Origin of the sequence: Curtobacterium sp. CFBP9011 (assembly GCF_034045095.1) — a bacterium.
Lineage (GTDB): Bacteria > Actinomycetota > Actinomycetes > Actinomycetales > Microbacteriaceae > Curtobacterium.
On sequence record NZ_JAXCWN010000001.1, the window covers coordinates 302,697 to 325,764 of the forward strand.

A 23,068-nucleotide genomic window follows, 5' to 3' on the forward strand; every position below is an offset into this window, starting at 1 on the left:
CAGCCGGTGGCGTCGTTGCTCGGAGTGATCGTCCTCGGCGTCGTCCTGGTCCTCAGTCTCGACCTGGTGTCGGCCGCGACGGCACTGCTGCTGGAACTCGCGCTGTTGCCGGTGCTCCGGATCCCTGTCCGGACGCTGCTCCTCCGGACGTCGCCGGTCCTCGTCGTCGTCCCGCTGACCGGGGTGAGCATCGCCCTGTACGGGCAGCCGTCCGGGCGTGTCTGGTTCGACTTCGCCTTCGCGCACGTGACCGACGGATCGTTGCAGCTGGCACTCGCGACGATGCTGCGCGTGCTCGCCGTCGGCATCCCGGGCATCGTCCTGTTCATCCGATCGGACGTCACGGACCTGGCGGACGGGCTCGCGCAGATCCTGCGACTGCCGGCGCGTTTCGTCCTCGGCGCCCTCGCCGCGATCCGCATGATGACCCTGCTCGGCGACGACTGGCGTCAGCTCGCGATGGCACGGCGCGCCCGAGGCGTGGCGGACAGCGGGCGCCTCCGTCGCGGCCTGTCGATGGCCTTCGGCCTGCTCGTCATCGCGCTGCGTCGAGCGACCACCCTCGCCGTCGCGATGGAGTCCCGCGGCTTCGGCGCGCCCGGCCGGCGCACGTGGGCGCGTCGCGTCCGGTTCGCCGGACCGGAGTGGGCGATGTGCGGCATCCTGCTCGGCATCGGCGCGGCGGGGGTCCTCGCCGCCGTCGCCTCGGGGACCTGGCGTGCCTGAGACGGACGCATCGGCCAGGTCCGAGACCACCGGTGACGGTCTGAAGGCGCGCATCGCTTCCGCCCGCCCACTTGCCGCCCGCGTGCGGTCTGCGTCTCGAACCGCTCGGAACGGCCGTCTCATCATCCTCGTTGACGGTCGTTCCGGGACCGGCAAGACGACGCTCGGGAACGCACTCGCGGCGGAACTCGACGCGACCCTGGTGCATCTGGACGACATCTACCCGGGGTGGGACGGCCTCCAGGAAGCCGCCGACGCCGTGGTGCGGGACGTGCTCGGGGTCCCCGCCGGCTACCGGCGCTGGGACTGGGCAAGGTCCGAGCCCGCCGACTGGGTGCCAGTGGATGCCTCTGCTCCGCTCGTGATCGAGGGCTGCGGCGCGTTGTCCCGTGCGTCGGCACCGCTGGCGACCTTCCGGGTGTGGCTCACCGCGGACGAGGGGGAACGGCGTCGTCGCGCACTCGACCGCGACGGCGAGGCGTTCGCGCGGCAGTGGGAGCGGTGGGCCCGGCAGGAGGAGGCGTTCATCGCCGCCGAAGCGCCGCAGACCCTCGCCGACGAGGTGCTGCGCTCGGAGGAGGACTACGCCCAGCCGAGCTCGTGCAGCCGTTCGTCGTCGATGCCGTAGAAGTGCCCGATCTCGTGCACGAGGGTCGTGTGCACCTCGTCCTTCAGCTCCTCCAGCGTGTCGCATTCGAGCAGATGCTGTTTCCGGAAGACGACGATCCGATCCGGTAGTTCCCCGAAGCCGTACTGGCCACGCTCGGTCTGGGCGACGCCGTCGTAGATGCCGAACAGGTCCGAGCCGTCCTCGGGCTCGTCCTCGACCACGAACACGACGTTGTCGAGCCCGTCGACCATGTCGTCCGGCAGGAGGTCGAGTTCGTCGGTCACGAGCTGCTCGAAGTCCTCGGTCGACATCTCCATCACGGGAGGATCGTGGCACAGCTGACCGGACGTGTCCTGGTGGGCAGATGGCATCTCCGCTGGCAGCGGCTCTCTGCGGTCGCTCCGCGCGGATGCATCGGGCCGTGTCTCCGTGCACGACGAAGGCCCCCGTCCATCGGACGGGGGCCTTCGTGGATGGGGTGAGTAACGGGGCTTGAACCCGCGACCTCCTGGACCACAACCAGGCGCTCTACCAGCTGAGCTATACCCACCATGTGTCAGTCCGGCGAGCCGGAGCAACCACTCGATTGTAGTACATCCGGACGCCGGCCCGGACCACCATCGCTACTCGGCGACGGGCGCGGTGGTTTGAGCGGTCGCAGCGGACACCGGTTCCGGGCTGGACTGCGGCGCCAGGCGGGACTCCCACTTCGCCACGACCTCGGCGGCGACCGCCTTGACGTCGTCACTGGCGGGCCCGGGCTCCGGGGTGAACCCGGCGCGGCGGTAGTACTCGAGCTCGCGGATCGACTCGAGGATGTCGGCGAGCGCGCGGTGGCCGCCGTGCTTCTCGGGGGAGTTGAAGTACACGCGCGGGAACCAGCGGCGGCAGAGTTCCTTGATGCTCGAGACGTCGACGCTGCGGTAGTGCAGGTGGTTGTCGATGCGCGGCATGTACTTCGCCAGGAAGGCGCGGTCGGTACCGATCGTGTTGCCGGCCAGGGGAGCGGTGCCCTCGGCGGGGACGTGCGCGAGGATGTACTCGAGGACCTGGTACTCGGCGTCGGCCAGACTCACGCCGTTCGGGATCTCGTCGATGAGGCCCGACGTCGTGTGCATCTTGGTCACGAAGTCGTTCATGTTGTCGAGCGCCGACTGGTCCGGCTTGATCACGATGTCGAACCCGGGGTGGACCGGGTTGAGGTCGAAGTCGGTGATGACCACCGCGACCTCGACGAGTTCGTCGAGGTCAACATCGAGCCCCGTCATCTCACAGTCGATCCAGACGAGGCGGTCGTTCGCGGCAGACATACGGCGATCCTACTTCCGCGCACCGACACCCCGCGGCTCCTGTGGATCGGCAGCGCTGGTGCCCTGGGGCTGGCAGCCGGGAACCCGGCCTCGATGCCGTCGGCGCGCGAGCGGGCAGAACACCAGGGCGAGCCGCCCGTCGCCGCTGGTCTTCCACCCGCTCGCGGTGGGGGAGGTTCGAGAGCCCGGACGGGAGGCCCGCAGCCGGTCCTGCGGGCGGCTGACGGGCCTCCCGTCCGTCCGTCTCGGCGCGCGAGCGGGCGGAACACCCGGCGCCCGGCCTGGCCCGCTCTGGCATTCCGCCCGCTCGACGGTCCCGGACCGTGGATGCGTCAGCGATGCGTTCACGAGGGTCGTGCCCGGACCGCGCGGCGGCCCAGGGACCTCCCGCCCGCCCTGCGCGCGAGCGGGCGGAATCGCGGCGAGCAGTCGGGGCGCGCCCTGGTGTTCCGCCCGTTCGCTGCTGGTGCGCTGCGCCCGGGAGGCCCGCAACCGGTCCGCCGGGCTGGTCGCGGGCCTCCCGCTCGGCCAGTGTGCGCGAGCGGGCGGAACCGCGGCAGTCGAGCGCGCGGCGCCCTGGTATCTCGCCCGCTCGCCGGAATCCGCGAGCGGGGTGCGTGACGGACTGCGCCAGGGAGGCCCGCAACCCGTCGGCCGGGCCGGTCGCGTGCCTCCCGCTCGGCCGGCGTGCGCGAGCGGGCAGAATCCCGGCGGTCGTCTGCGCCGCACCCTGGCATCTCGCCCGCTCGCCCCGCCCCGCCCCGAACGCGCCCACCGAACGCGCACCGCCCCGAACGCGCCCACCGAACGCGCCCTGCCCGAACGCGCCCCGGATGCGCCGATGGCCGGGCCCGCACCGCGGGCCCGGCCATCGGCGACCGGAGGAGCTACGCCATCTCGCCGGCGGTGATCGCCTCGGCCTCGACGCGCTCCGGCTCGACCCCGTCGTCGACGCGCCGGAGCACCTTCGTGGTGAGCACGACGACCAGGAACGCGACGGCCACGGAGATGCCCGCGAAGACGTACGCGGCGCTCGGCGCGTACGCGTCGGCGAGGAGCGTCGCGACCGGCGGGGCGATGGCGCCACCGATGAAGCGGACGGCCGAGTAGGCGCTGGAGGCGACGGAGCGCGGGAGGTCGGTCGCCTCCATGACGCACTCGGTGAGCACCGTGTTGAGGACACCGAGCACGAGTCCGCCGATGACGACGCAGACGATCAGTCCGGCCTGGGACCGCACGACGACGGCCGCGGCGAACAGGTCGAGTGCGAGCAGGGGCAGCGCGAGCTTGAGGACGCTGGTCCGTCGCATCCGTGCGGTGAGCATCGGCGCGACCCACACCGAGGTGATCGCGAGGCCGACACCCCAGCCGAAGAACGTGAAGCCGATGCCGAGCGCTCCGAACCCGAGCGGGAACGGCGTGTAGGCGAGGAGCACGAAGAACCCGATGTTGTAGAACAGTGCGGTCGCGGCGAGGGCGGCCAGGGCCGGTCGACCCAGCGCGCGGAACGGTGCGGATAGCGTGGTCGGCGTGGGCTTCTCGAGCGTGCCGGTCTTCAGCAGCACCACGATCGCGATGAACGCGACGGCCATCAGGGTGGTGACGCCGAAGAACGGGCCACGCCAGCTGACGGAGCCGAGCAGGCCGCCGACGAGGGGGCCGACCGCGATGCCGAGGCCGAGCGCGGCCTCGTACAGGATGATCGCCGACGCGGTCCCACCCGATGCTGCGCCGACGATGGTGGCGAGTGCGGTCGAGATGAAGAGGGCGTTGCCGAGACCCCAGCCGGCGCGGAAGCCGATGATCGTCCAGACGTCGTTCGACACGGCGGCGAGCACCGAGAACAGCACGATCAGGGCGAGCCCGATCATCAGGGTCTTCTTCGCGCCGATCCGGCTGGACACCCAGCTGGTGAAGAACATCGCGACACCGGTGACGGCGAGGTAGCTCGTGAAGAGCAGTTCCGTCTGCGCGGGTGTGGCCTGCAGCGACTCGGCGATCGCGGGGAGGATCGGGTCGACGAGGCCGATGCCCATGAAGGCGACGACGCAGGCGAAGGCGATCGCCCACACCGCCGACGACTGCTTCAGGATCGAGCCGGACTGTCCGGCGGGTGCGTGCGCGTTCACGCGGTGGTCTCCGTTCTGGTCCTCGCTGCGATGAGGGCCGATGCGTCGTGCAGGATGTCCCAGTCGTCGTCGGTGAGGTCCTCGAAGAGGGGCCCGACGGTGCTGGTGAGTGCGGCTCGCCACGCGACGAGTCGTTCGCGTCCGGTGTCGGTGATCTCGATGCGCTGCCCACGCGAGTCGTCGGGGTCGACGGTGCGCGAGACGAGTCCGTCGGCCGTCATGCCGGCGACCAGGCGGGTCATGGTCGGCTGCGACACCCGCGAGGCCCGGGCGAGTTCGCCGAGCCGGAGTGTGTCATCGGCCTCGAGGATGCCGAGGGTCCGCCAGACAGCGGTGGACGTGGTGTGGCCGGTGGCCTGGAGCGCGGAGCGGATGAGCCGGTTGACGGAGACGAGGAGCGTCTCGATGGTCTGTTCCCGCGCTTGTTCCATGGTGGAACTATATAGCGTTGCTATGGATCCGGCAAGGAGGCCCGGCACACCTCCGCCAGGACACGGACCTCCGCCCTCCGGTCACGATGCGCTGGACGGCGGTGCCCCCCGCCCTGGTAGAAGGGAGACATGACCGACATCACCATCCACGAGGGCGACGAGTTCACCGCCATCTTCCACGAGGGCCCCTTCGACGGGACCACGGACACCCGCACCGCCACGAGCGACGCGCTGGACGACGAGGTGACGGTGTTCGCGGACGTCGAGGGCCTGCAGACCGCCTTCACCTACAAGGCCACCGGCTCCCGCCAGGTCCTCGACCAGATCTCGGTCGACTACACCTTCGCGCCCGACCAGTCCGACCCGGTCGACGACCTGCAGGACCGCGGCGACCGCTCCGGCGAGTTCGACCGCGAGTAGCAGCCACTGACAGTGCCCCCGGTCGTCTCGGACGACCGGGGGCACTGCCCTTCAGGCGCTGTCGGCCGAACGGCAAGGTCGTCCGATCGGGAGTGTCCCGGTCGCAGCCGTCGTTGCACCACACCATGCAGGTCGATCTCTGGACGTCCGCGTTCTGCGCGCCGTGTGCCGCTGCCCGTCGGGTCGTCGGCGACGCCGCGCGTCTCGTGCCGGGCCTCGTCGTCACCGAACGGGACATCGCGAACGACCCCGAGCGCGTCGAGGAGCTCGGCATCCGGTCGACCCCGACCGTCCTCGTCCGTCGCGACGACGGCACCGAGGTGTTCCGCTCAGCGGGCGTCCCGACCCGTGACCAGTTCCTCGTCGCGGTGGCGAAGGCGCTCGACTGACACCGGAGCGACGATCGGCGTCGAGGTCGGCCGCATCACGCGTCGGAGCTGTCGTACGGATCGCTTGACCGCACGGATCGGCGTCCCGATGAGCGCCGCCACCCGGCCGATCACCGACCGGTCGTGGTCGCCGAGTGCGTTCCGCCGCTCCCACGCCCGCCGCAGCGCACCACCCCGACTGCGCCGGGCAGCGGGACGGTCGACCAGCCGTCCGGCGTCCCGGAGGCGCATGAGCTCCTCGGCACGGTCCGCCCAGTCGTCGTCGGCAGCGTGGTGGAAGTAGTTGTCCGCCATCCACTCCGCACGCACCGTCCCGAACCGGCCCTGCACCAGGTCGTCGGCCGTGCCCTCGAGCCCGCTGTCGACGAACACCTCGTTGATGAGCGACCGTGAGGTGCCGAAGTCCGTCAGCGTCAACGCGGGCACACCCCGGGCAGCGGCTTCGAGGACCGCCGTCGAGCTGATCGTCACGAGCGCCACGGCCCGGTCGAGGTGCACCGACATCGGACCGGCCTCGACCACGAGGTTCGACGGCGCATCGGCCGGCAGCAGATCGGCGTACGGGAAGGTCTCGCGGTGCGTCTGCTGCTCGCCGGCGGCCGCGCGGGTCTTCACCACGACGCGCCACTCCGGGTGGGCCCGGGCGGTGTCGGCGAGCCAGCCGGCGACGCGACGGCGGTCGTCCTCCTCCGCGGGCACGCTCGGCTGTGCGGCGAACACCACGGAGTCGCGCACCACCCCGGCGCGCGGGGCTCCCGTCGACCGGGCGAACGGCAGCGTCGCGAGGGCGAACGACGGCTCGACACCGCCGGCGGTCGCCAGGCTCCGGTACTCCCGGACCTCGCGGTGGCTGTGCAGCACGAACAGGTCGGCGCGCGCCCGCAGGAACACGCCCTTACACTTCGCCGGGAACGAGATGCCCGGCAGCCCGCTCACCAAGACCGGCCGCCGCGGGACCGAGCGCAGGACCTGGTCCATGAGCACCTCCGCAACGGGGCCGATGCAGGACACCAGGACCGCGTCCGGCGGGTCGGCCTGGAGGCGCGCCACCACGTCGTCCACGCTCAGCGGCTCGGGAGGTGCGAGGTCGATCGGTCCCAGACGGGCATCGACGTCACGGAACGCCGCCCGCAGCTGGGCCGGACTCGCGGACCGTGGCGTCGCCACCGTCAGCAGTTCCAGTGACCAGTGCGCCGGTGCCGCCGAGAGGAGGTGGGCGCCCCACTTCGCGAACGAGTCCGTGTCGACCAGGCCGACCACCCGTCGGCGGCGAGGCGGCGTGCCGGCGGGGTGGCGTGCCTCCCGGCCGGCAGTCCCCGTGTCGTCGTTCGCCGCAGCGCTCACGCACCCACCCGACGGAGCTTGGCGAGGGGCGCCTGCTCGCCGGGGAAGATGCGCTTGACGCCGTCGCCCATCGCCGTCTCGATGATGCGGATGTCGCGCACCAGCGTGCGGAGACCGTGCGGCTCGAGCGACGCCGCGTGGTCCGACCCCCACATCGTGCGGTCGAGCGTGATGTGCCGCTCGACGGCCGTGGCGCCGAGTGCGACGGCCGCCAGGGAGATCTGCAGGCCCGGCTCGTGACCGGAGTAGCCGACCGGCACGCCCGCGTAGGCGTAGCGGGTGGCGAGGGTCTCGATCATGCGGAGGTTCGCCTCCTCCGGGGGGAGCGGGTACGTCGAGGTGGCGTGCAGGAGCACGAGCCGCTCGGTGCCGAGGGTCGAGACGGCGCGGTCGATCTGCTCCATCGTCGACATGCCGGTCGACAGGATCACGGGCTTGCCGGTCGTGGCGACGGCGGCGAGCATGCCGAGGTCCGTCACCGACGCCGAGGCGATCTTGTAGGCGACGACGTTGAGGTCCTCGAGGAAGGCGACCGACGGCTCGTCCCACGGCGACGCGAACCAGTCCAGGCCACGGAGGGTCGCGTGGTCGCCGATCTCGATGTACTGGTCACGGTCGAACTCGACGCGGTAGCGGTAGTCCAGGTAGGTCATGTCGCCCCACGGGGTGCTGCGCGGCATCGCCTTCATGTGCTCGGGCGTCGAGATCTCCGGCGTCCGCTTCTGGAACTTGACGGCCTGCATGCCGGCGTCGGCGGCGACGTCGATGAGCTGCTTGGCGATCTCGACGTCGCCGTTGTGGTTCAGGCCGATCTCGCCGATGAGGTAGGCGGGGTTGCCCGCGCCGATGGTGGAGAGGCCGATGCGGACGCTCATGGTGCTCCGTTCTCCGCCGCGGAGGTCCGCGCGGGGTGAGGGTCGGTGGGGCGGGGTGCGGGGGTGCTCGTGCGCGAGCGGGCGGAAGCGCTGGGTGCGGTGGCGGGTGGGGCTGGTGTTCCGCCCGCTCGCGGGGTGGGGGTGCGTGAGTGGGCGGAAGCGCTGGGTGCGCTTGCGAGTGGGGTTGGTGTTCCGCCCGCTCGCGGGGTGGGCGCGCCCGAGGATGCGACCGCGAGCTGGTCTGCGGGGGCGGCCTCGGCCTCGAGGAGGGGCGCCAGCGCCGACGCGAGGGCCAGGTCGTGCGGCTCGTCGATGTCGATGGCGGTCGAGGCCGGGACGACTGCCAGCTCGACACGCCCCACGAAGCGGTGGCGGGCCTCCCGGAAGGCGGCGACGCGGACCGCGTAGAAGGCACCGGTCTCGCGGAACTCCGGTGCCCGGTCCTGGCGGCGAGGGCGCGTGGCGGCGTCGTGGTTGACCGCGACGGCTGAGCCGTCCTCGGCGAGGCGCCAGAGGAAGGCGTGCGAGGGGGCGGCGGCGAGCACGGAGTCGGCCGCACCCTCGAGGACACGGTTCGCGGCCCGGTCGAGGTCGGCGGGATCGATGAACGGCGAGGTCGCCTGGAGGAAGAGGAGGACCTCGGGGCCGCGGCGCGCAGCCCCGTCCGGGTTCCGGGGCGCGACCGTGTCGAGTGCGTGCAGGAGCGCGGACTCCGACGAGGCCTCGTCACCCGCGAGGCCTGCCGGACGCCGGACGACCCGTGCCCCGGCTGCGACGGCCTCGGCGGCGATCGCGTCGCCGTCCGTGCTGACGACGACCTCGTCCACCGTCTCGGCGGCGAGGGCTGCCGTGACCGCCCGTGCGACCAGCGAGCGGCCGGCGACCTGGCGGAGGTTCTTGCCCGGGATCCCCTTCGAGCCCGCTCGTGCTGGGATCACCGCGATGACACGGGGCTCGGGGCTCATGGGGGAAACGTAGGGAGCGGCGGTGACGCTGAGAGGAACGGCAGGGAGACGGGCGGCGAACCGTTCCGGAAGGGGACGCGGGCGGGCGTGCGGCTGGCCGGGAGGCGCGTGGTGCGTGAGCGGGCGGAGTACCCGGGTGCGGCGGGGCCCGTCCCTGGTGTTCCGCCCGCTCACGCCGGGCACCCGCTCACGACGGGCGCGCCGCTCGCGCCGGGCGGGCTGGTACGGGCGGGCACACCTGTCCTAGGGTCGGGGGATGCTCGGCGCCGACGACGTCCTCGATCCTCCGCCTCGACGGGTCCTCGTCGCGGGGACTGCCGGCGTCGGCAAGACGACGACGGCGCAGCGCATCGCGCGGGCGATCGGCGCTCCCCACACGGAACTCGACGGCATGTACCACGGGCCCGGGTGGACGGCGCTCCCGGACTTCGAAGCTCGGGTGGACGAGGTGACCTCCGCTCCGACCTGGGTCTCCGAGTGGCAGTACCGACAGGTGCGGCAGCTCTTGGTCGAGCGCGCGGACACCCTCGTCTGGCTCGACCTGCCGAAGCCGGTCGCGTTCGTCCGCCTCTTGCGACGGACGATCCGACGGCGCCTGCACCGCACGGTCTTGTGGAACGGCAACGTCGAACCGCCGCTGTGGACGTTCTTCACCCGCAGCGAACACATCCTGCGCTGGGGCATCGCGAAGCGGAACGAGATGCGGCAGCGGGTACCGGTGCTGGCTGCCGACACCCCGCACCTCCGTGTCGTCCACCTGCGATCGCAGCGGGAGATCGAGCGGTTCGTCGGGCGGCTGCGCACGCGTACCGAATAAGATCGTCGGCGTCCGCCCCCGTAGCTCAGTGGATAGAGCAGGTGGTTTCTACCCACCGTGCCGCGGGTTCGATTCCTGCCGGGGGCACCGACGACGAAGGCCGCCACCCGGTATCGGGTGGCGGCCTTCGTGGTGTTGCTGGTGTCAGCTCACTCGTCGTCGTCGGACCGGCGGCGGAGCTCGCTCGCGCTGACCGGGTTCGAGTACGGGGACTCGGACGTCTCGTTCGCATCGGCGGGTTCGGCGGGGGCGTCGGCGATCCGGGTCGGGATCGACATCGTGTTGGTGCCGCCGGCAGCATCGACGTCGACGCGAGCGTCGCCACGGTCGTTGCCGCGAGCGTCGCCGCGGTCGTTGCCGCGGTCGTCGCGGCTGTCGTCGTCGCGGGAGGCGCCGCGCGCTGTCCAGGACGCCGGGAGGTCGTTCCGACCGTTCCGCTCGTCGCGGACGATCGGCGCGCGGTCAGCAGAGCTCGGGCGACCCGAGCCGACCGGGACGTCGTCCACCGCATCGGCGTTGTCCGTGTCGGCACCGGAGCTGCGGGAGGCGGACCAACCGCGGTTCGGCGATCCGAACGCGGGGGAGCCGAGCGCCGGTCGGATCGGGGTGGTCTCACCGTCGGAGTACGGCCGCGTCGCGTTGTCCGAGATCGGCACCGTACTGTCCGAGATCGGCACGGTGGCGTCCGAGCCGTACGAGGGACCGGCGGGGCGACCGGCCGGTGCGGCGTTCGTGTCCGGGTACGCCTGCGTGGGAGCGGCGGCCGCGGAACCGGCTCCGGCGGCCGGAGTGGCCCGAGCGCTGGTGTCCACGGTGGGCGCGACCGTCGGCTGCGCAGGGCGGAGCGACGTCGTGGTCGGGGTGGGCGCCGGTTCGGGGCTGCGGGACGAGTCGACCTTGTCCGCGTTCCAGTCCTGCTGGCGCTTGATGAGCTCGGCGTCGGGGTCCGGGGAGTCGAACTTCCAGCGCTCGAGATCGCTCTTGAAGAGCTTGCGTGCCCGAGCCGGCCGAGCCTGCCACTCGAGGATGCGGTCACGGAACTCGCTCAGCGACTGCTCCGCCTGGAAGCTGAAGGTCGAGGAGTTCTTCTTGATGTCCGCGATCTCGTGCTGTGCCCAGTTCGCCGCGATCGGTGCACCGGCGACGGGCAGCAGGCGGAGGCGGATGTCCGCGTCCTCGGCGAGGTGGTCGGCGTACGAGCGTTCGTCGTGCCCGAGGGAGCCCCAGTTGGCGGCCTTCCGCGCGGCGGACACGAGTCCGGCGACGGCGGCGTTCTTCGCCTCGCGCTCCTGGAGCGCGACGACGCGCTTCGTCGCCGCGCGGCCGATCAGGGCTGCGACGATGCCCGCGACGACGATCGCGACGAAGGGGATGATCGCCCCCGACAACACGCGCCAGCCCGCATCGGACGAGGTCCAGTCGTTCAGGTCGTTCCACCACTGCATGCGCGCACCATACGTCGGGATCGGTCAGGGTCTGGGGATGACAGGCGGAGGAACCGCACATCCATCGCATCTGATTCCGATGTGGAACATCATCACCAGCGGAGGGTGTCGACGGCGTCGTCGGCGTCCCAGACGTTGGGGAGCTCGACGAAGCGGCGTTCGGCAGCGACGTACCGACGGGCTCGGTACGCGGTGTCCCCGGCAACGTCGACGCGGTCCACGTACCCGACGATCTCGCCGTTGGCGCGTGTGACGCGGCTCAGGTCGTCGCGCACGTCGAGAATGAGGAGGTCCCCGCGGGACCGGGCCACCGGTCGAGGCGAGTGGATGCTGAGCCGGGCGTCCGTCGTCGTCTGCATGGGGGCCTCCTGGTCGTGGGGTGTGTCTCGAAGGTACGTTCGACCACCGACATGTCGTCGGGCCGCGTCCCGACCTGGGGAAGACGCACGGGCCTCCCGGCGTTGTGGAGGACAGTTCTCGCAACGGCTCTCCCGAGCCCCGGAAGGCAGGTCCTGACCATGACCACGTTCGTGCTCGCAGGTGGGTGTTTCTGGTGTCTGGACGCGGTGTACCGCACGCTGCAGGGCGTGCAGGACGTCGTGTCCGGCTACGTCGGCGGGCGCGACCCGCACCCGACGTACGAGCAGGTGTGCACCGGGACGACCGGCCACGCCGAGGCCGTCGCCGTCACGTTCGACGAGTCCGTCCTGCCGGCGCAGGTCGTCCTCGACGTGTTCTTCACCCTCCACGACCCGCGCCAGCTGAACCGTCAGGGTGCCGACGTCGGGACCCAGTACCGCTCGGCGATGTTCCCGGCGGACGACGAGCAGCGCGCACTGTTCGAGCAGGCGATCGCGCGTGCGTCCGACGTCTGGGACGGCGGGATCGTGACCACGCTCGAACCGCTCGGCGAGTTCCACCGTGCCGAGGAGCACCACCAGGACTTCTTCGCGAAGAACCCGGGGCAGGGCTACTGCCTGGCGGTCGCGCTCCCGAAGGTCAACAAGGTGCGCAAGGCATACAGTCGGTACATCCTGGCGTCCTGACACGACGGGGCGTCGGGGCCACGAGGAGGTGGTCGCACGATGACGAACGACACGCTGCAGAACGCGGACGCGACGACGGGGACCTGGGTCGCCGTCGGACCGGCAGGCGCGGTGGGCACCATCCACCACGATGCCGACGGGTTCCGTGTGGAGCTGTACGGGCGACGTGGCCCGGGCGGGACTTACCCGTCGCTCCAGTCCGCCAAGGGCGCGGTGCACAAGGCGATGGGTCCGCTCGCGGACCGGCCCGAGTTCCGCGCACACTGATCCGGACTGGAGGCTCCGATCACCTTCCTGCACAGGGAGCGTGATCGGGGCCTCTTCTCCACATCGTCGTCGACGGCGGCCCGCAGGCGTCTGCGCTGGCCGACGATCGACGCATGAACGACACGATCACGGTCTGCGGCATCGTCGCCACCGAGCCCCGCCACCTCGTCACCGAGACGGGCATCGCCATCACGAGTCTCCGGCTCGCCTCGCCGTCCCGCCGCTGGGACCGCCAGACGTCGACCTGGGGCAACGGTCCGACCAACTGGTACACCGTCACCGCCTTCCGGTCCCTCGCCGCCAACGTCAACCGGTCCCTGAGCAAGGGGGACCGGGTGGTCGTCACCGGGCGCCTCCGCATCCGGAACTGGGAGCGTGACGGCCGCGGTGGGACGAGCGTCGAGATCGACGCCGAGGGCATCGGCCACGACCTGGCGTGGGGGATCAGCAACTGGATGCGGCTCCCGCGGCACGTGACCGAGGCGACCGCTGCTCCCGGGACGTCACCGCGGGTCGACCACGAGACCGGCGAGGTCCACGACGACACCCCGGACGCCGCGCATCCGCCGGTGGACGCAGCACCGGACGACACCCACCCCGACGACCACCAGGGCACCGACGACACCGTCGCCGCACTGCTGCATCCCGATGCCGACGAGCCGCCGGAGCACCCGCTGGGGCTCGACGCGGCCTGATCTCGACACCGCGCCCACGGGGACCCGGTGTCGTCACTACACTTGGAGCGATATGGCTGAGTACATCTACCAGATGGTCCGCGCCCGCAAGGCGGTCGGTGACAAGCTGATCCTCGACGACGTCACGATGTCGTTCCTGCCCGGCGCCAAGATCGGCGTCGTCGGGCCGAACGGTGCCGGCAAGTCGACGATCCTGAAGATCATGGCGGGGCTCGACCAGCCCTCGAACGGCGAGGCGAAGCTGACCCCGGGCTTCACCGTCGGCATCCTCATGCAGGAGCCCGAGCTCGACGAGACGAAGACGGTCCTCGAGAACGTCCAGGAAGGCGTCGGCGAGATCCACGGGAAGCTCGCACGCTTCAACGAGATCTCCGCGCTGATGGCCGAGCCGGACGCCGACTTCGACGCGCTGCTCGCCGAGATGGGCACCCTGCAGGAAGAGATCGACGCGGCCGACGCGTGGGACCTCGACTCGCAGCTCGAGCAGGCCATGGCCGCGCTCCAGTGCCCGCCGAGCGACGAGCTCGTCACGCACCTGTCCGGTGGTGAGAAGCGCCGCGTCGCACTCTGCAAGCTCCTGCTGCAGAAGCCCGACCTGCTGCTGCTCGACGAGCCCACCAACCACCTGGACGCCGAGAGCGTGCAGTGGCTCGAGCAGCACCTGCAGCAGTACCACGGTGCTGTCCTCGCCGTGACCCACGACCGGTACTTCCTGGACCACGTCGCCCAGTGGATCGCCGAGGTCGACCGTGGTCGTCTCTACCCGTACGAGGGCAACTACTCGACCTACCTCGAGAAGAAGCGCGCTCGTCTCGAGGTCCAGGGCAAGAAGGACGCGAAGCTCGCCAAGCGCCTGACCTCCGAGCTCGACTGGGTGCGCAGCAACACGAAGGGCCGTCAGGCCAAGTCCAAGGCCCGTCTCGCTCGTTACGAGGAGATGGTCACCGAAGCCGAGCGCACGCGCAAGCTCGACTTCGAGGAGATCGTCATCCCCGTCGGCCCGCGTCTGGGCTCGCAGGTCATCGACGCCGAGAAGCTGCACAAGCAGTTCGGTGAGCGCGTCATCATCGGCGACCTGTCGTTCACGCTCCCGCGCAACGGCATCGTCGGCGTGATCGGCCCGAACGGCGTCGGCAAGACCACCCTCTTCAAGACGATCGTCGGCCTCGAGCCCCTCGACGGCGGCACGCTGAAGATCGGCGACACGGTCGACATCTCGTACGTCGACCAGAGCCGTGGCGGCATCGACCCGAACAAGAACCTGTGGGAGGTCGTGTCCGACGGGCTCGACTACATCCAGGTCGGCAAGACCGAGATCCCGTCCCGCGCGTACGTCTCGCAGTTCGGGTTCAAGGGCCCTGACCAGCAGAAGCGCGCCGGCATCCTCTCCGGTGGTGAGCGCAACCGCCTGAACCTGGCGTTGACGCTCAAGCAGGGCGGCAACCTGCTGCTCCTCGACGAACCGACGAACGACCTGGACGTCGAGACGCTGGGCAGCCTGGAGAACGCGCTGCTCGAGTACCCCGGTTGCGCCGTGGTCATCACCCACGACCGGTGGTTCCTCGACCGCATCGCGACGCACATCCTCGCCTGGGAAGGCCTGAACGAGGACGGCACGCCGAAATGGTACTGGTTCGAGGGCAACTTCGAGGCCTACGAAGAGAACAAGATCGAGCGCCTCGGGGCCGACGCTGCGAAGCCCGGCCGCGCGACGTACCGCAAGCTCACCCGGGACTAGTCCCGGTGGCACGCCTGCACGCTCCGATCCGCATCCGCTGGAGTGACATCGATGCCTACGGGCACGTCAACAACTCGGCGATGCTCCGGCTGCTCGAAGAAGCACGTGTGCTGGCGTTCTGGGCGCCGGACCCCGACGAGGTCGACGAGTCGGGGTCCGCGCCGGAGCCGGTGATCGACGGCCGGCCCGGATCGGGGACCATGACGGTGATCGCGGCCCAGCGCCTCGAGTACCTCGCCTCGACGCCGTACTTCCGTCGACCGCTCGACATCCAGCTGTGGATCGGGCGGATGGGTGGCGCCAGCCTCGACATCTCGTACGAGGTCTGGTCGCCGGTCGGCCACGAGCCGGCCGAGCTCTACACGCGCGCCACCACGACGCTGGTCCTGGTGGATGCGGAGACCAACCGGCCGCGGCGCCTCACCGACATCGAGCGTGCCGCCTGCCAGCAGTACGTCGAGCCGCCGGTGTCGTTCTCGCGGCCGTGACCGGTCCAGGCCGGCCTTGTACGGACAGGTCCGGTCCCGCGCCGACCGCACCTGCCATCTGGCCTGATCGACCGCGGTCCGCCGAGCTTCGGTCAGTCGTCCGCCAGGTTCGGTGAGTCGCCCGGCCGGTCTCGGTCAGTCGTCCGCGGGGACGCGCATCATGCCCTCCTGCGCGACCGTGGCCAGCAGCCGCCCGTCGCGGGAGAACATCCTGCCCAGCGCCAAGCCTCGGCCGCCCTGCGCGCTCGGCGACTCCTGCGCGTACAGCACCCACTCGTCGGCTCGACCGTCGCGGTGCCACCACATCGCGTGGTCGAGGCTCGCGAGCTTCACGCCCGGGGTGCCCCAGGCCATCCCGTGCCGACGCATGATCGGCTCGAGGAGCGACAGGTCGCTCGCGTAGGCGAGGACTGCGCGGTGCAGGGCCGGGTCGTCCGGCAGGTCGCGTTCGACGCGGAACCACACCGCCTGGTGCGCGACCCGCGCGCCCTGCACGTCGACGTAGACCGAGCCCTCGACGTGCCGCATGTCGATCGACCGTTCCGCCCAGGCCTGCGCGGTCGGGTGGTCGATGGACGCGAGCACGGACGCGGCCGACGGCAGCGACTCCGGGTCCGGGACGTCAGTGGGGAACGGGTCCTGGTGTTCGGCGCCGACGTCCGGCGTCTGGAAGGACGCGATCATCGAGAAGATCGGGACGCCGTTCTGGTACGCCTGCGCTCGGCGGGTGGCGAAGGACCGGCCGTCGTGGATCCGCTCGACGCCGAACGTGATCGGGACGTCGATCGCGCCGGGTCGGAGGAAGTACCCGTGGACGGAGTGGATGGCGCGTCCCTCGATGGTGGTCTGCGCGGCGACGATGCACTGCGCGAGGACCTGCCCCCCGAACACGCGGCCGCCCGGGGACCAGTGGCTCGCTCCGGTGAGGATGGTCTCCCGGGTACTCGCTCCCGTGTCCTCGAGTCGCAGCGTGGAGAGGAAGTCGGGTTCGCGGTTCACGCCGTCAGTCTACGAACGGGCAGGTGGCGTCGTCACGGCCGTCGAGGTCGGGGGAGCGGACGGGGACGCCGTGGCCAGCGAGCGCGGAACCGCCCCCGGCTAGGATCAGACGCGACATGAGCAGCTCGTTCACCCTCCCTGACGCCGCGTCGCTCGGCGATCTCCGCACCTACCTCGGGCGGGCCGCTCGGATCGAGGACGGGTCGGTCCGTCTGATCGCCGACTCCGGCGTCCTGGCCGTCTACACGGCGATCCTGTACCCGCTCGGACTGCTCGACGAGTTGCCGACCGTGCTCGGGCTCCGGACGTTCGCGTTGACGCAGCCGGAGCACATCGACGTCGTCGTGCCGCTGCGGTCGTTCCAGGAGCGCCTGCGCCTGCTCGCCGAGGCGCAGGACGCTGCCGACGTCGAGAGTGCCGACCCGACGCGGGCCACGCCGATCGAGGTCGAGCTGCCGCTCGAGGTCCACACCGTCACCTGGGCAGCGATCTCGCCGCCCCGCGGGGGATGGGCGCCGCTGCCCGACGTGTCCGCGGAACTCCTGCACCGTGCAGCGCGGCAGGGCATCGACGAGGTCGCTGCCGCGGTACCGGCGAGCTCCGGCGAGTCCATCGTCCGGCGTGTCCGCTCCGAGGTGTGGGGTCGGCCGATCGACGGTGTCGAACACCTGCCCGCCGGCGCGGGGTTCGCTGCGGAGAGCCTCGGGTTCCTCGGCACGGAGCCGGTGCGGCTGTTCGAGACCGGTCCGTGGAGTCGCCTCACCACCTCCCGCGGGCACGTGCTCGTGAAGCGTCGCGCCTGGACCCTGAGCTCCTAGACCCTCTTCGTCGCCGGAGCAACCAGCGCGCCAGCAGATGACGGTGGTTGGCTGCGGGGCATGCTCGTCTTCCTCACCGGTGCGTCCGGGTACATCGGCTCCGCCGTCCTCCGCGCACTCATCGCCCATGACCACACCGTCACGGCCGTCCTCCGCTCGGACGAGAAGGCCGCCCGAGCAGAGGAAGTCGGCGCCACCGCGGTCGTCGGAGACCTCACCGACCTCGCGCTCGTCGCCCGTCTGGCGGAGCAGGCCGACGCCGTCGTGCACACCGCCTCGGCCGAGGACGTCGACTCCGAATTCATCACGACCGTCCTGACGGCACTCGAGGGCACTGCGAAGCCGTTCGTCCACACCGGCGGCATCTTCACCTTCGGGGCGTCCGGCGACATCACCGAGGCGTCGCCCGTGGCGCCGCCGGCCCTCACCGCGTGGCGGGCAGCGAACGAGGCCCGCGTCCGGACGAGCGCCGTGCGCACGACCGTCGTCGCGCCGGGCATCGTGTACGGCCACGGTGCCGGCATCCCGACGATGTTCGTTCCGGCGAGCGACGCCCCGACCCCGGTCCGTCTGGTGGGTGACGGCACGCAGCGCTGGACGACGGTGCACGTGGACGACCTGGCCGAGCTCTACGTCCTCGCCGTCGAGCGCGCCGACCAGGACGGGTACCTCGTCGCGGCGTCCGGTCACAACCCCACGGTCCGCGAACTCGCCCAGGCCGGCGTCGAGGGACAGGCTGGCGTCGAGCGACACCCCGGCAGCGACGGACACAACGGCTCCGCTGCGTCCGTGGTCTCCGAGTCCGCCGACGAGTCGCGCGCACGACTGGGCACCGACTTCGCGGACGCCCTGCTGCTCGACCAGGCGGCGACCGGCGCGTACGCCCGCAGCCTCGGTTGGCAGCCGTCCCGGCCGACCCTCGTCGAGGAACTCCGGAACGGCTACCGCGCCGACTGACCCGACGACACCCGGTCACCGCGCCCAGTGTGGATGTGACGAGGAGACGGACGGGAGGCCCGTGGCAGATTCGCCACGGGCCTCCCGTCCGTCTCACGGAACGTCAGGACCCGCCCGATCGGCGGGCGGCCCGATCGTGGACCGCGCCACCGTCACCGCGCAGAGGAACCAGGCTGGCGCACCACCACGCGACTACCGAAGCGGACCGGTCAGGCCGTCGCACCGCGCCGACTGGGCAGTCCGACGCACCACGCCGACGAGCCAGGCCAGCGCCGAGGTCAGTCGAACGAGTTCGTCATCGCGTGGGCTGCACGGTCCAGGTAGCCCCAGAGCTCAGCCTCGTCGAGCGGGGCGAGGCCGAGCGACTCGACCGCGTCGTGCATGTGCTGCAACCAGTGCTCGCGGGCCTCGGGCGTGATGCGGAACGGGTTGTGCCGCATCCGCAACCGGGGGTGCCCGCGCTGCTCGCTGTACGTCGACGGTCCGCCCCAGTACTGCTGCAGGAACTGCGACAGGCGCCAGATCGCGCCGTCGAGGTCCTCGGCCGGGTACATCGGCCAGATGACCTCGTCCTGCTGCACACCCTCGTAGAAGCGGCGCACCAGGCGGTCGAAGGTCGGGGCGCCGCCGATGCGGTCGAAGAGCGAGCCGCTCGCCGCCGCACCACCGAGGCCGACGCGGAGCGTGACGGGCTGCGCGGGCACGCCGCCGACGCCACCGGCACCGGCAACGCCACCGAGGCCAGACCCACCGGTCCCGGGCTCGCCGGCCGGCGGGCCGATGGGCAGTGACGGTCCGGTCATGGTGAGTCCTCGTGGTCGGTGCTGGGTTTGTCCCCGGTGCGGATGGGACGCCCGAAGACGTTCCGCCGTTGGCTGCGTGACCTGGTGGGCGCCGGGACGGGCGCGGTCCGCACCGGACGCAGGCCGTTCACCGACGTGGCGTTCTCCCACCCGGCGGGCATGATCATCGACATCGCGGGCAGGGTCACGCCGAGTTCGTCGACGCTGTGCTTCAGCCGGATCCGGAGTTCACGGCCGACGACGTCGAGTTCGGAGGCGCGGGTCTTCACGACGAGACGGAACACCATGCCGGTGTCGGTGATCGACTGCAGTCCCCAGATCTCGGGCTTCTCGACGATCCGCTGGCGCCACCGGGGCTCCTGCGACATGGTGACGGCCGCGTGGAGCAGGGCGTCCTGCACGGCGTCGATGTCCGTGTCGTAGGGGACGGTGATGTCGACCAGGACGCGCGACCAGCCCTGGGAGAGGTTGCCGACACGGAGGATCTGGCCGTTCGGCACGAACCAGAGGATCCCGTTGACGTCGCGGATCTGCATGACACGGAGGCCGACGTTCTCGACGATGCCGGTGGCCTGCCCGGTGTCGACGACGTCGCCGACGCCGGCCTGGTCCTCGAGGATCATGAAGATGCCGGACAGGATGTCGCGGACGATGCTCTGCGCACCGACCGCCAGGCCGGCGGCCACGACCGAGGCACCACCGACGATGCCGACGGCGGCGGTGGGGAACACCGTCGAGATGACGATGGCGAACGCGATGACCGCGACGACGACCGTCGCCAGGTTCTCGAGCACGCTGCCGAGGGTGCGGGTGCGCTGGACGACCCGGGCGGTCTGCAACGGCGAGGCGACGAGCGCCTGCATGTCCGCCGCACCCTGCCGCTTCTTGACGCCGTTGACGATGCGGTCGACGACCTGCTTGATGGTCCGGCGCAGGATGAGTCGGAGGATCACCGCCGCGAGCAGGACGATGACGATGGTGATCGGGACGTGCCAGGTGTCGACGAACTGGGTGAACGTGTTCGACGCCCACTTCGAGACGTCGGGGGAGTCTGCAGCCAAGAGCATGATCCGGTCGATGCTAAGCGGCGAGGCCTCGGCGTCCCTGGAGGAACGCCGAGGCCTCGCCGCCGGTCACATCAGGCTCAGACGTCCGCCGCCTGGACCCGGAGGGCACGCTCGGTGCCCGCGAGGTTCTCGGTGACGATGCGGCGCAGGGCCGGCGTCTCCGGGTGTGCCTCGAGCCACGCCACGGCCGCGTCGCGCAGCTCGGTCGACGCCAGCGGCGCGGGGTAGAGCCCTGTGACGACGGTGTCGGCGATGTGGTAGCTGCGCTCGTCCCAGATGCGGGTGATCACGTCGAAGTACCGCGACACGAGGCCCTCGAGCACGACCGGGGAGTTCACGTGCTGGAACCCGATCGTGGTCTGGCGGACGATCGCGTTCGGTGCGTCGTCGCTGTCCACGAGGGACGAGAACGCCGCCAGCTTGCCCTCGGCGGTCGGGATCGTCGCCCGGGCACGCGCGGCGGCCTGCTCGCCGGAGGCCGTGCGGTCGGCGGCGAGCTCGGTGTCGATCTCGTCGTTGCCCGCGGCGCCGGCGAGCACGAGGCCCTCCAGCAGCTCCCAGCGGAGGTCGGTGTCGACCTCGAGCCCCTGCAGCGTCACCGAACCGTCGCGCAGGCCCTGCAGTGTCGCCACGTGCTCCGGTGTCGAGGGGATCTGCGCGAAGAACTTCACGAACTGGAACTGCGCGTCGGAGCCGGACTCGGCCGACGACGCGAGCTGCCAGAGAGTGTCGCCGACGGTGCGGACGGTGCTGTCGGACTTCGCCGGTGCGACGTAGTTCCGCGCGGTCAGCAGGAGCTGCGACAGCGTGGTCCGGATCGTCGTGGACTCGGTCTCGGTCGCGATGTTGCCGAGCGCCAGGGACACGTAGTCGCTGGCGGGGGACTCGGCGTCGCGCGTGGCATCCCAGACGGCACCCCAGACGATCGAGCGGGCGAGCGGGTTCGCGATCGCGGCGAGGTGCTCGATCGCGGTGCGGCGGGACTGCTCGTCGAGGCGGATCTTGGCGTAGGCCAGGTCGTCGTCGTTGAGCAGCACGAGGTCGCCGCGGTGCACGCCGACGAGCTCGGGCACGTCGGTGCGGGGACCGTCGACGTCGATCTCGACGCGGTGTGCCCGCTCGAGCTTGCCGCCGGACGACGCGGTGTCGGCGCCGAACGGGGCCGAGGCGTCGTTCGTGAACGAGTACACGCCGATGGCCAGGCGGTGCGGGCGCAGCGTCGGGTGGTCGGCCGGGGCTTCCTGCAGCACGGCGAAGGACGTGATGACACCGTCGGCGTCGGTCTCGATCTCCGGGCGCAGGGTGTTCACGCCGGCGGTCTCGAGCCAGAGCTTCGACCACTCGGACAGGTCACGGCCGCTGGTGGACTCGAGCTCGACGAGCAGGTCGGCCAGCTCCGTGTTGGAGTGGTGGTGCTTCTTGAAGTACGCCGAGACGCCCGCGAAGAACGCGTCGATGCCGACCCAGGCGACGAGCTGCTTGAGGACCGAGCCGCCCTTCGCGTAGGTGATGCCGTCGAAGTTGACCTGGACGTCTTCGAGGTCGTTGATCGTCGCGACGATCGGGTGCGTCGAGGGGAGCTGGTCCTGCCGGTAGGCCCAGGACTTCTCCATCGCCTGGAACGTCGTCCAGGCCTCGGTCCACTCGGTGGCCTCGGCCGTGGCGATCGTCGACGCCCACTCGGCGAAGGACTCGTTGAGCCACAGGTCGTTCCACCACTTCATGGTGACGAGGTCGCCGAACCACATGTGCGCGAGCTCGTGCAGGATCGTGACGACCCGGCGCTCCTTGATGGCGTCCGTGACCTTCGAGCGGAACACGTAGGTCTCGGTGAAGGTCACCGCGCCCGCGTTCTCCATGGCGCCGGCGTTGAACTCCGGCACGAAGAGCTGGTCGTACTTCTCGAACGGGTACGCGACGTCGAACTTCTCCTCGAAGTATGCGAAGCCCTTGCGGGTGATGTCGAAGACGTACTCCGGGTCGAGGTACTCGGCCAGCGACTTCCGGGCGAACACCCCGAGCGGGATGGTGCGGCCGTCACGGCTGGTGAGCTCGCTGCGCACGACCTCGTACGGGCCGGCGACCAGCGCGGTGATGTAGCTCGAGATCTTCGCGGTCGGCGGGAACGTCCACGTGGCGTGGTCGCCGTCGACGTGCGGCTCGGGCGTGGGGGCGTTCGAGACGACCTGCCAGCGCGCCGGTGCGGTCACGGTGAAGCGGAACTCGGCCTTGAGGTCGGGCTGCTCGAACACCGCGAACATGCGGCGGCTGTCCGGGACCTCGAACTGCGAGTAGAGGTAGACCTCGTCGTCGACGGGGTCCACGAAGCGGTGCAGGCCTTCGCCGGTGTTCGTGTACAGCGCGTCGGCGACCACGACGAGCTCGTTCTGCTCCTGCAGGTCGGCGAGCTGGATGCGGACGCCGTCGTTCACGGCGTCGACGTCGAGCGCCGTGCCGTTCAGGGTGACCGAGTGCACGGTCTTCGTGATGGCGTCGATGAACGTGCTGGCGCCGGGCGTCGCGGTGAAGCGCACGCGGGTGGTGCTGCCGAAGCTGTCGGCGCCGCGGGTCAGGTCGAGTTCGACGTCGTACGTCTGGACGCTGACGATGCCGGCACGTTCCTGGGCTTCGGTTCTGGTGAGGTTCTCTCCGGGCACGGACGCTCCATCTTCGCTGCGGACGCGGACGATCGATGTCCGCGTGTCGGTGGGTCCCGCTCGGCGTCGTGC

25 protein-coding genes and 2 tRNA genes are annotated in these 23,068 nt (G+C 70.9%); 13 read left to right on the forward strand and 14 right to left on the reverse strand.

The window, feature by feature from the left end; all coding sequences use genetic code 11:
• Nucleotides 1-6: 6 nt before the first annotated feature.
• Both SOM35_RS01410 and SOM35_RS01415 read left to right on the forward strand, forming a co-directional pair.
• On the forward strand, nt 7-726 hold the full coding sequence (locus SOM35_RS01410) for an energy-coupling factor transporter transmembrane component T family protein (RefSeq protein ID WP_320514098.1): 720 nt from the start codon (nt 7-9) through the stop codon (nt 724-726).
• Entirely contained in the window at nt 719-1,354 is a 636-nt protein-coding gene (locus SOM35_RS01415; protein ID WP_320514100.1) for a nucleoside/nucleotide kinase family protein, read from the forward strand. Before SOM35_RS01410 ends, SOM35_RS01415 begins: the two co-directional genes overlap by 8 nt.
• Here SOM35_RS01415 and SOM35_RS01420 read toward each other — a convergent pair.
• The 5 genes from SOM35_RS01420 to SOM35_RS01440 form a co-directional block, all read right to left on the reverse strand.
• Nucleotides 1,309-1,653, reverse strand: a complete 345-nt coding sequence (locus SOM35_RS01420) for a metallopeptidase family protein (protein ID WP_111075930.1) — start codon at nt 1,651-1,653, stop codon at nt 1,309-1,311. The genes SOM35_RS01415 and SOM35_RS01420 overlap by 46 nt on opposite strands.
• Before the next feature lie 157 nt (nt 1,654-1,810).
• Nucleotides 1,811-1,886: transfer RNA gene (locus tag SOM35_RS01425), tRNA-His, on the reverse strand.
• A gap of 73 nt (nt 1,887-1,959) precedes the next feature.
• Nucleotides 1,960-2,646, reverse strand: coding sequence for an oligoribonuclease (gene orn / locus SOM35_RS01430; RefSeq protein ID WP_320514102.1), 687 nt, complete (start codon nt 2,644-2,646; stop codon nt 1,960-1,962).
• 887 nt (nt 2,647-3,533) lie between these two features.
• Nucleotides 3,534-4,775 carry an MFS transporter gene (locus tag SOM35_RS01435; protein ID WP_320514104.1) on the reverse strand — a complete coding sequence of 414 codons (1,242 nt, stop codon included), beginning with the start codon at nt 4,773-4,775 and terminating at the stop codon, nt 3,534-3,536.
• Nucleotides 4,772-5,206, reverse strand: a complete 435-nt coding sequence (locus tag SOM35_RS01440; protein WP_320514105.1) for a MarR family winged helix-turn-helix transcriptional regulator — start codon at nt 5,204-5,206, stop codon at nt 4,772-4,774. The genes SOM35_RS01435 and SOM35_RS01440 overlap by 4 nt, the downstream gene beginning before the upstream one ends.
• Nucleotides 5,207-5,335: 129 nt before the next feature.
• Between SOM35_RS01440 and SOM35_RS01445 the strand changes: the two genes are divergently transcribed.
• Together SOM35_RS01445 and SOM35_RS01450 are read left to right on the forward strand one after the other, a co-directional pair.
• Nucleotides 5,336-5,626, forward strand: coding sequence for a hypothetical protein (locus SOM35_RS01445; protein ID WP_111075934.1), 291 nt, complete (start codon nt 5,336-5,338; stop codon nt 5,624-5,626).
• 125 nt (nt 5,627-5,751) lie between these two features.
• Nucleotides 5,752-6,015 carry a YbbN family protein gene (locus SOM35_RS01450; protein WP_111075935.1) on the forward strand — a complete coding sequence of 88 codons (264 nt, stop codon included), beginning with the start codon at nt 5,752-5,754 and terminating at the stop codon, nt 6,013-6,015.
• Here the strand turns inward: SOM35_RS01450 and SOM35_RS01455 are convergent.
• Genes SOM35_RS01455 through SOM35_RS01465 form a run of 3 tightly spaced genes read right to left on the reverse strand, consistent with a single transcriptional unit; the run spans nt 5,956 to nt 9,199 of the window.
• Nucleotides 5,956-7,359 (reverse strand): DUF6716 putative glycosyltransferase, encoded by a 1,404-nt coding sequence (locus tag SOM35_RS01455; RefSeq protein WP_320514106.1) that lies wholly within the window; start codon nt 7,357-7,359, stop codon nt 5,956-5,958. The genes SOM35_RS01450 and SOM35_RS01455 overlap by 60 nt on opposite strands.
• Nucleotides 7,356-8,234, reverse strand: a complete 879-nt coding sequence (locus tag SOM35_RS01460) for an N-acetylneuraminate synthase family protein (RefSeq protein WP_320514107.1) — start codon at nt 8,232-8,234, stop codon at nt 7,356-7,358. The genes SOM35_RS01455 and SOM35_RS01460 overlap by 4 nt, the downstream gene beginning before the upstream one ends.
• Nucleotides 8,231-9,199: an acylneuraminate cytidylyltransferase family protein gene (locus SOM35_RS01465; RefSeq protein ID WP_320514108.1), complete on the reverse strand. Its 969-nt coding sequence runs from the start codon at nt 9,197-9,199 to the stop codon at nt 8,231-8,233. The genes SOM35_RS01460 and SOM35_RS01465 overlap by 4 nt, the downstream gene beginning before the upstream one ends.
• A gap of 256 nt (nt 9,200-9,455) precedes the next feature.
• On the opposite strand from SOM35_RS01465, the gene SOM35_RS01470 reads away from it, so the two are divergent.
• Both SOM35_RS01470 and SOM35_RS01475 read left to right on the forward strand, forming a co-directional pair.
• Nucleotides 9,456-10,016: a P-loop NTPase family protein gene (locus tag SOM35_RS01470; protein ID WP_111075938.1), complete on the forward strand. Its 561-nt coding sequence runs from the start codon at nt 9,456-9,458 to the stop codon at nt 10,014-10,016.
• Between the two features lie 14 nt (nt 10,017-10,030).
• A tRNA-Arg gene (locus SOM35_RS01475) sits at nt 10,031-10,103 on the forward strand.
• A 62-nt stretch (nt 10,104-10,165) separates the two neighbouring features.
• Here SOM35_RS01475 and SOM35_RS01480 read toward each other — a convergent pair.
• Nucleotides 10,166-11,461, reverse strand: coding sequence for a hypothetical protein (locus tag SOM35_RS01480; RefSeq protein ID WP_320514109.1), 1,296 nt, complete (start codon nt 11,459-11,461; stop codon nt 10,166-10,168).
• Between the two features lie 92 nt (nt 11,462-11,553).
• Nucleotides 11,554-11,820 carry a hypothetical protein gene (locus SOM35_RS01485; protein WP_320514110.1) on the reverse strand — a complete coding sequence of 89 codons (267 nt, stop codon included), beginning with the start codon at nt 11,818-11,820 and terminating at the stop codon, nt 11,554-11,556.
• 159 nt (nt 11,821-11,979) lie between these two features.
• Here SOM35_RS01485 and msrA point away from each other — a divergent pair, with 159 nt between their 5' ends.
• From msrA to SOM35_RS01510, 5 genes are all read left to right on the forward strand, one after another.
• Nucleotides 11,980-12,507, forward strand: coding sequence for a peptide-methionine (S)-S-oxide reductase MsrA (gene msrA / locus SOM35_RS01490; protein ID WP_111075941.1), 528 nt, complete (start codon nt 11,980-11,982; stop codon nt 12,505-12,507).
• A 39-nt stretch (nt 12,508-12,546) separates the two neighbouring features.
• Nucleotides 12,547-12,774 carry a methyltransferase gene (locus SOM35_RS01495; protein WP_111075942.1) on the forward strand — a complete coding sequence of 76 codons (228 nt, stop codon included), beginning with the start codon at nt 12,547-12,549 and terminating at the stop codon, nt 12,772-12,774.
• 113 nt (nt 12,775-12,887) lie between these two features.
• Complete coding sequence (locus SOM35_RS01500) at nt 12,888-13,469, forward strand: single-stranded DNA-binding protein (protein ID WP_111075943.1); 582 nt, start codon at nt 12,888-12,890, stop codon at nt 13,467-13,469.
• A gap of 52 nt (nt 13,470-13,521) precedes the next feature.
• The gene (gene ettA, locus SOM35_RS01505; RefSeq protein ID WP_320514112.1) at nt 13,522-15,207 is read left to right on the forward strand and encodes an energy-dependent translational throttle protein EttA; all 1,686 of its coding nucleotides are present in this window, start codon (nt 13,522-13,524) and stop codon (nt 15,205-15,207) included.
• 5 nt (nt 15,208-15,212) lie between these two features.
• Nucleotides 15,213-15,695 (forward strand): acyl-CoA thioesterase, encoded by a 483-nt coding sequence (locus tag SOM35_RS01510; RefSeq protein ID WP_320514113.1) that lies wholly within the window; start codon nt 15,213-15,215, stop codon nt 15,693-15,695.
• Nucleotides 15,696-15,830: 135 nt separating this feature from the next.
• On the opposite strand, the gene SOM35_RS01515 is transcribed toward SOM35_RS01510, so the two are convergent.
• Nucleotides 15,831-16,694: an acyl-CoA thioesterase gene (locus SOM35_RS01515; protein WP_320514115.1), complete on the reverse strand. Its 864-nt coding sequence runs from the start codon at nt 16,692-16,694 to the stop codon at nt 15,831-15,833.
• A gap of 116 nt (nt 16,695-16,810) precedes the next feature.
• Here SOM35_RS01515 and SOM35_RS01520 point away from each other — a divergent pair, with 116 nt between their 5' ends.
• Nucleotides 16,811-17,512 (forward strand): DUF8185 domain-containing protein, encoded by a 702-nt coding sequence (locus SOM35_RS01520; RefSeq protein WP_111075947.1) that lies wholly within the window; start codon nt 16,811-16,813, stop codon nt 17,510-17,512.
• A gap of 60 nt (nt 17,513-17,572) precedes the next feature.
• A complete protein-coding gene (locus SOM35_RS01525; protein WP_320514116.1) occupies nt 17,573-18,469 on the forward strand; it encodes an NAD-dependent epimerase/dehydratase family protein in 897 nt (298 codons plus the stop codon).
• 278 nt (nt 18,470-18,747) lie between these two features.
• Here SOM35_RS01525 and SOM35_RS01530 read toward each other — a convergent pair whose 3' ends face one another.
• From SOM35_RS01530 to pepN, 3 genes are all read right to left on the reverse strand, one after another.
• Entirely contained in the window at nt 18,748-19,272 is a 525-nt protein-coding gene (locus SOM35_RS01530; protein WP_320514118.1) for a globin, read from the reverse strand.
• Nucleotides 19,269-20,339, reverse strand: coding sequence for a mechanosensitive ion channel family protein (locus SOM35_RS01535; RefSeq protein ID WP_320514119.1), 1,071 nt, complete (start codon nt 20,337-20,339; stop codon nt 19,269-19,271). The genes SOM35_RS01530 and SOM35_RS01535 overlap by 4 nt, the downstream gene beginning before the upstream one ends.
• A gap of 77 nt (nt 20,340-20,416) precedes the next feature.
• Complete coding sequence (gene pepN, locus SOM35_RS01540) at nt 20,417-22,996, reverse strand: aminopeptidase N (RefSeq protein WP_221850614.1); 2,580 nt, start codon at nt 22,994-22,996, stop codon at nt 20,417-20,419.
• Nucleotides 22,997-23,068: the final 72 nt, after the last annotated feature.

Bases quoted from the DNA above. Each gene is read 5' to 3' on its own strand.
- SOM35_RS01420 (WP_111075930.1), bottom strand. From the start codon at position 1,653: ATGGAGATGTCGACCGAGGACTTCGAGCAGCTCGTGACCGACGAACTC.
- orn (WP_320514102.1), bottom strand. From the start codon at position 2,646: ATGTCTGCCGCGAACGACCGCCTCGTCTGGATCGACTGTGAGATGACG.
- SOM35_RS01440 (WP_320514105.1), bottom strand. From the start codon at position 5,206: ATGGAACAAGCGCGGGAACAGACCATCGAGACGCTCCTCGTCTCCGTC.
- SOM35_RS01445 (WP_111075934.1), top strand. From the start codon at position 5,336: ATGACCGACATCACCATCCACGAGGGCGACGAGTTCACCGCCATCTTC.
- SOM35_RS01450 (WP_111075935.1), top strand. From the start codon at position 5,752: ATGCAGGTCGATCTCTGGACGTCCGCGTTCTGCGCGCCGTGTGCCGCT.
- SOM35_RS01460 (WP_320514107.1), bottom strand. From the start codon at position 8,234: ATGAGCGTCCGCATCGGCCTCTCCACCATCGGCGCGGGCAACCCCGCC.
- SOM35_RS01465 (WP_320514108.1), bottom strand. From the start codon at position 9,199: ATGAGCCCCGAGCCCCGTGTCATCGCGGTGATCCCAGCACGAGCGGGC.
- SOM35_RS01470 (WP_111075938.1), top strand. From the start codon at position 9,456: ATGCTCGGCGCCGACGACGTCCTCGATCCTCCGCCTCGACGGGTCCTC.
- SOM35_RS01480 (WP_320514109.1), bottom strand. From the start codon at position 11,461: ATGCAGTGGTGGAACGACCTGAACGACTGGACCTCGTCCGATGCGGGC.
- SOM35_RS01485 (WP_320514110.1), bottom strand. From the start codon at position 11,820: ATGCAGACGACGACGGACGCCCGGCTCAGCATCCACTCGCCTCGACCG.
- msrA (WP_111075941.1), top strand. From the start codon at position 11,980: ATGACCACGTTCGTGCTCGCAGGTGGGTGTTTCTGGTGTCTGGACGCG.
- SOM35_RS01495 (WP_111075942.1), top strand. From the start codon at position 12,547: ATGACGAACGACACGCTGCAGAACGCGGACGCGACGACGGGGACCTGG.
- SOM35_RS01500 (WP_111075943.1), top strand. From the start codon at position 12,888: ATGAACGACACGATCACGGTCTGCGGCATCGTCGCCACCGAGCCCCGC.
- ettA (WP_320514112.1), top strand. From the start codon at position 13,522: ATGGCTGAGTACATCTACCAGATGGTCCGCGCCCGCAAGGCGGTCGGT.
- SOM35_RS01520 (WP_111075947.1), top strand. From the start codon at position 16,811: ATGAGCAGCTCGTTCACCCTCCCTGACGCCGCGTCGCTCGGCGATCTC.
- SOM35_RS01525 (WP_320514116.1), top strand. From the start codon at position 17,573: ATGCTCGTCTTCCTCACCGGTGCGTCCGGGTACATCGGCTCCGCCGTC.
- SOM35_RS01530 (WP_320514118.1), bottom strand. From the start codon at position 19,272: ATGACCGGACCGTCACTGCCCATCGGCCCGCCGGCCGGCGAGCCCGGG.
- SOM35_RS01535 (WP_320514119.1), bottom strand. From the start codon at position 20,339: ATGCTCTTGGCTGCAGACTCCCCCGACGTCTCGAAGTGGGCGTCGAAC.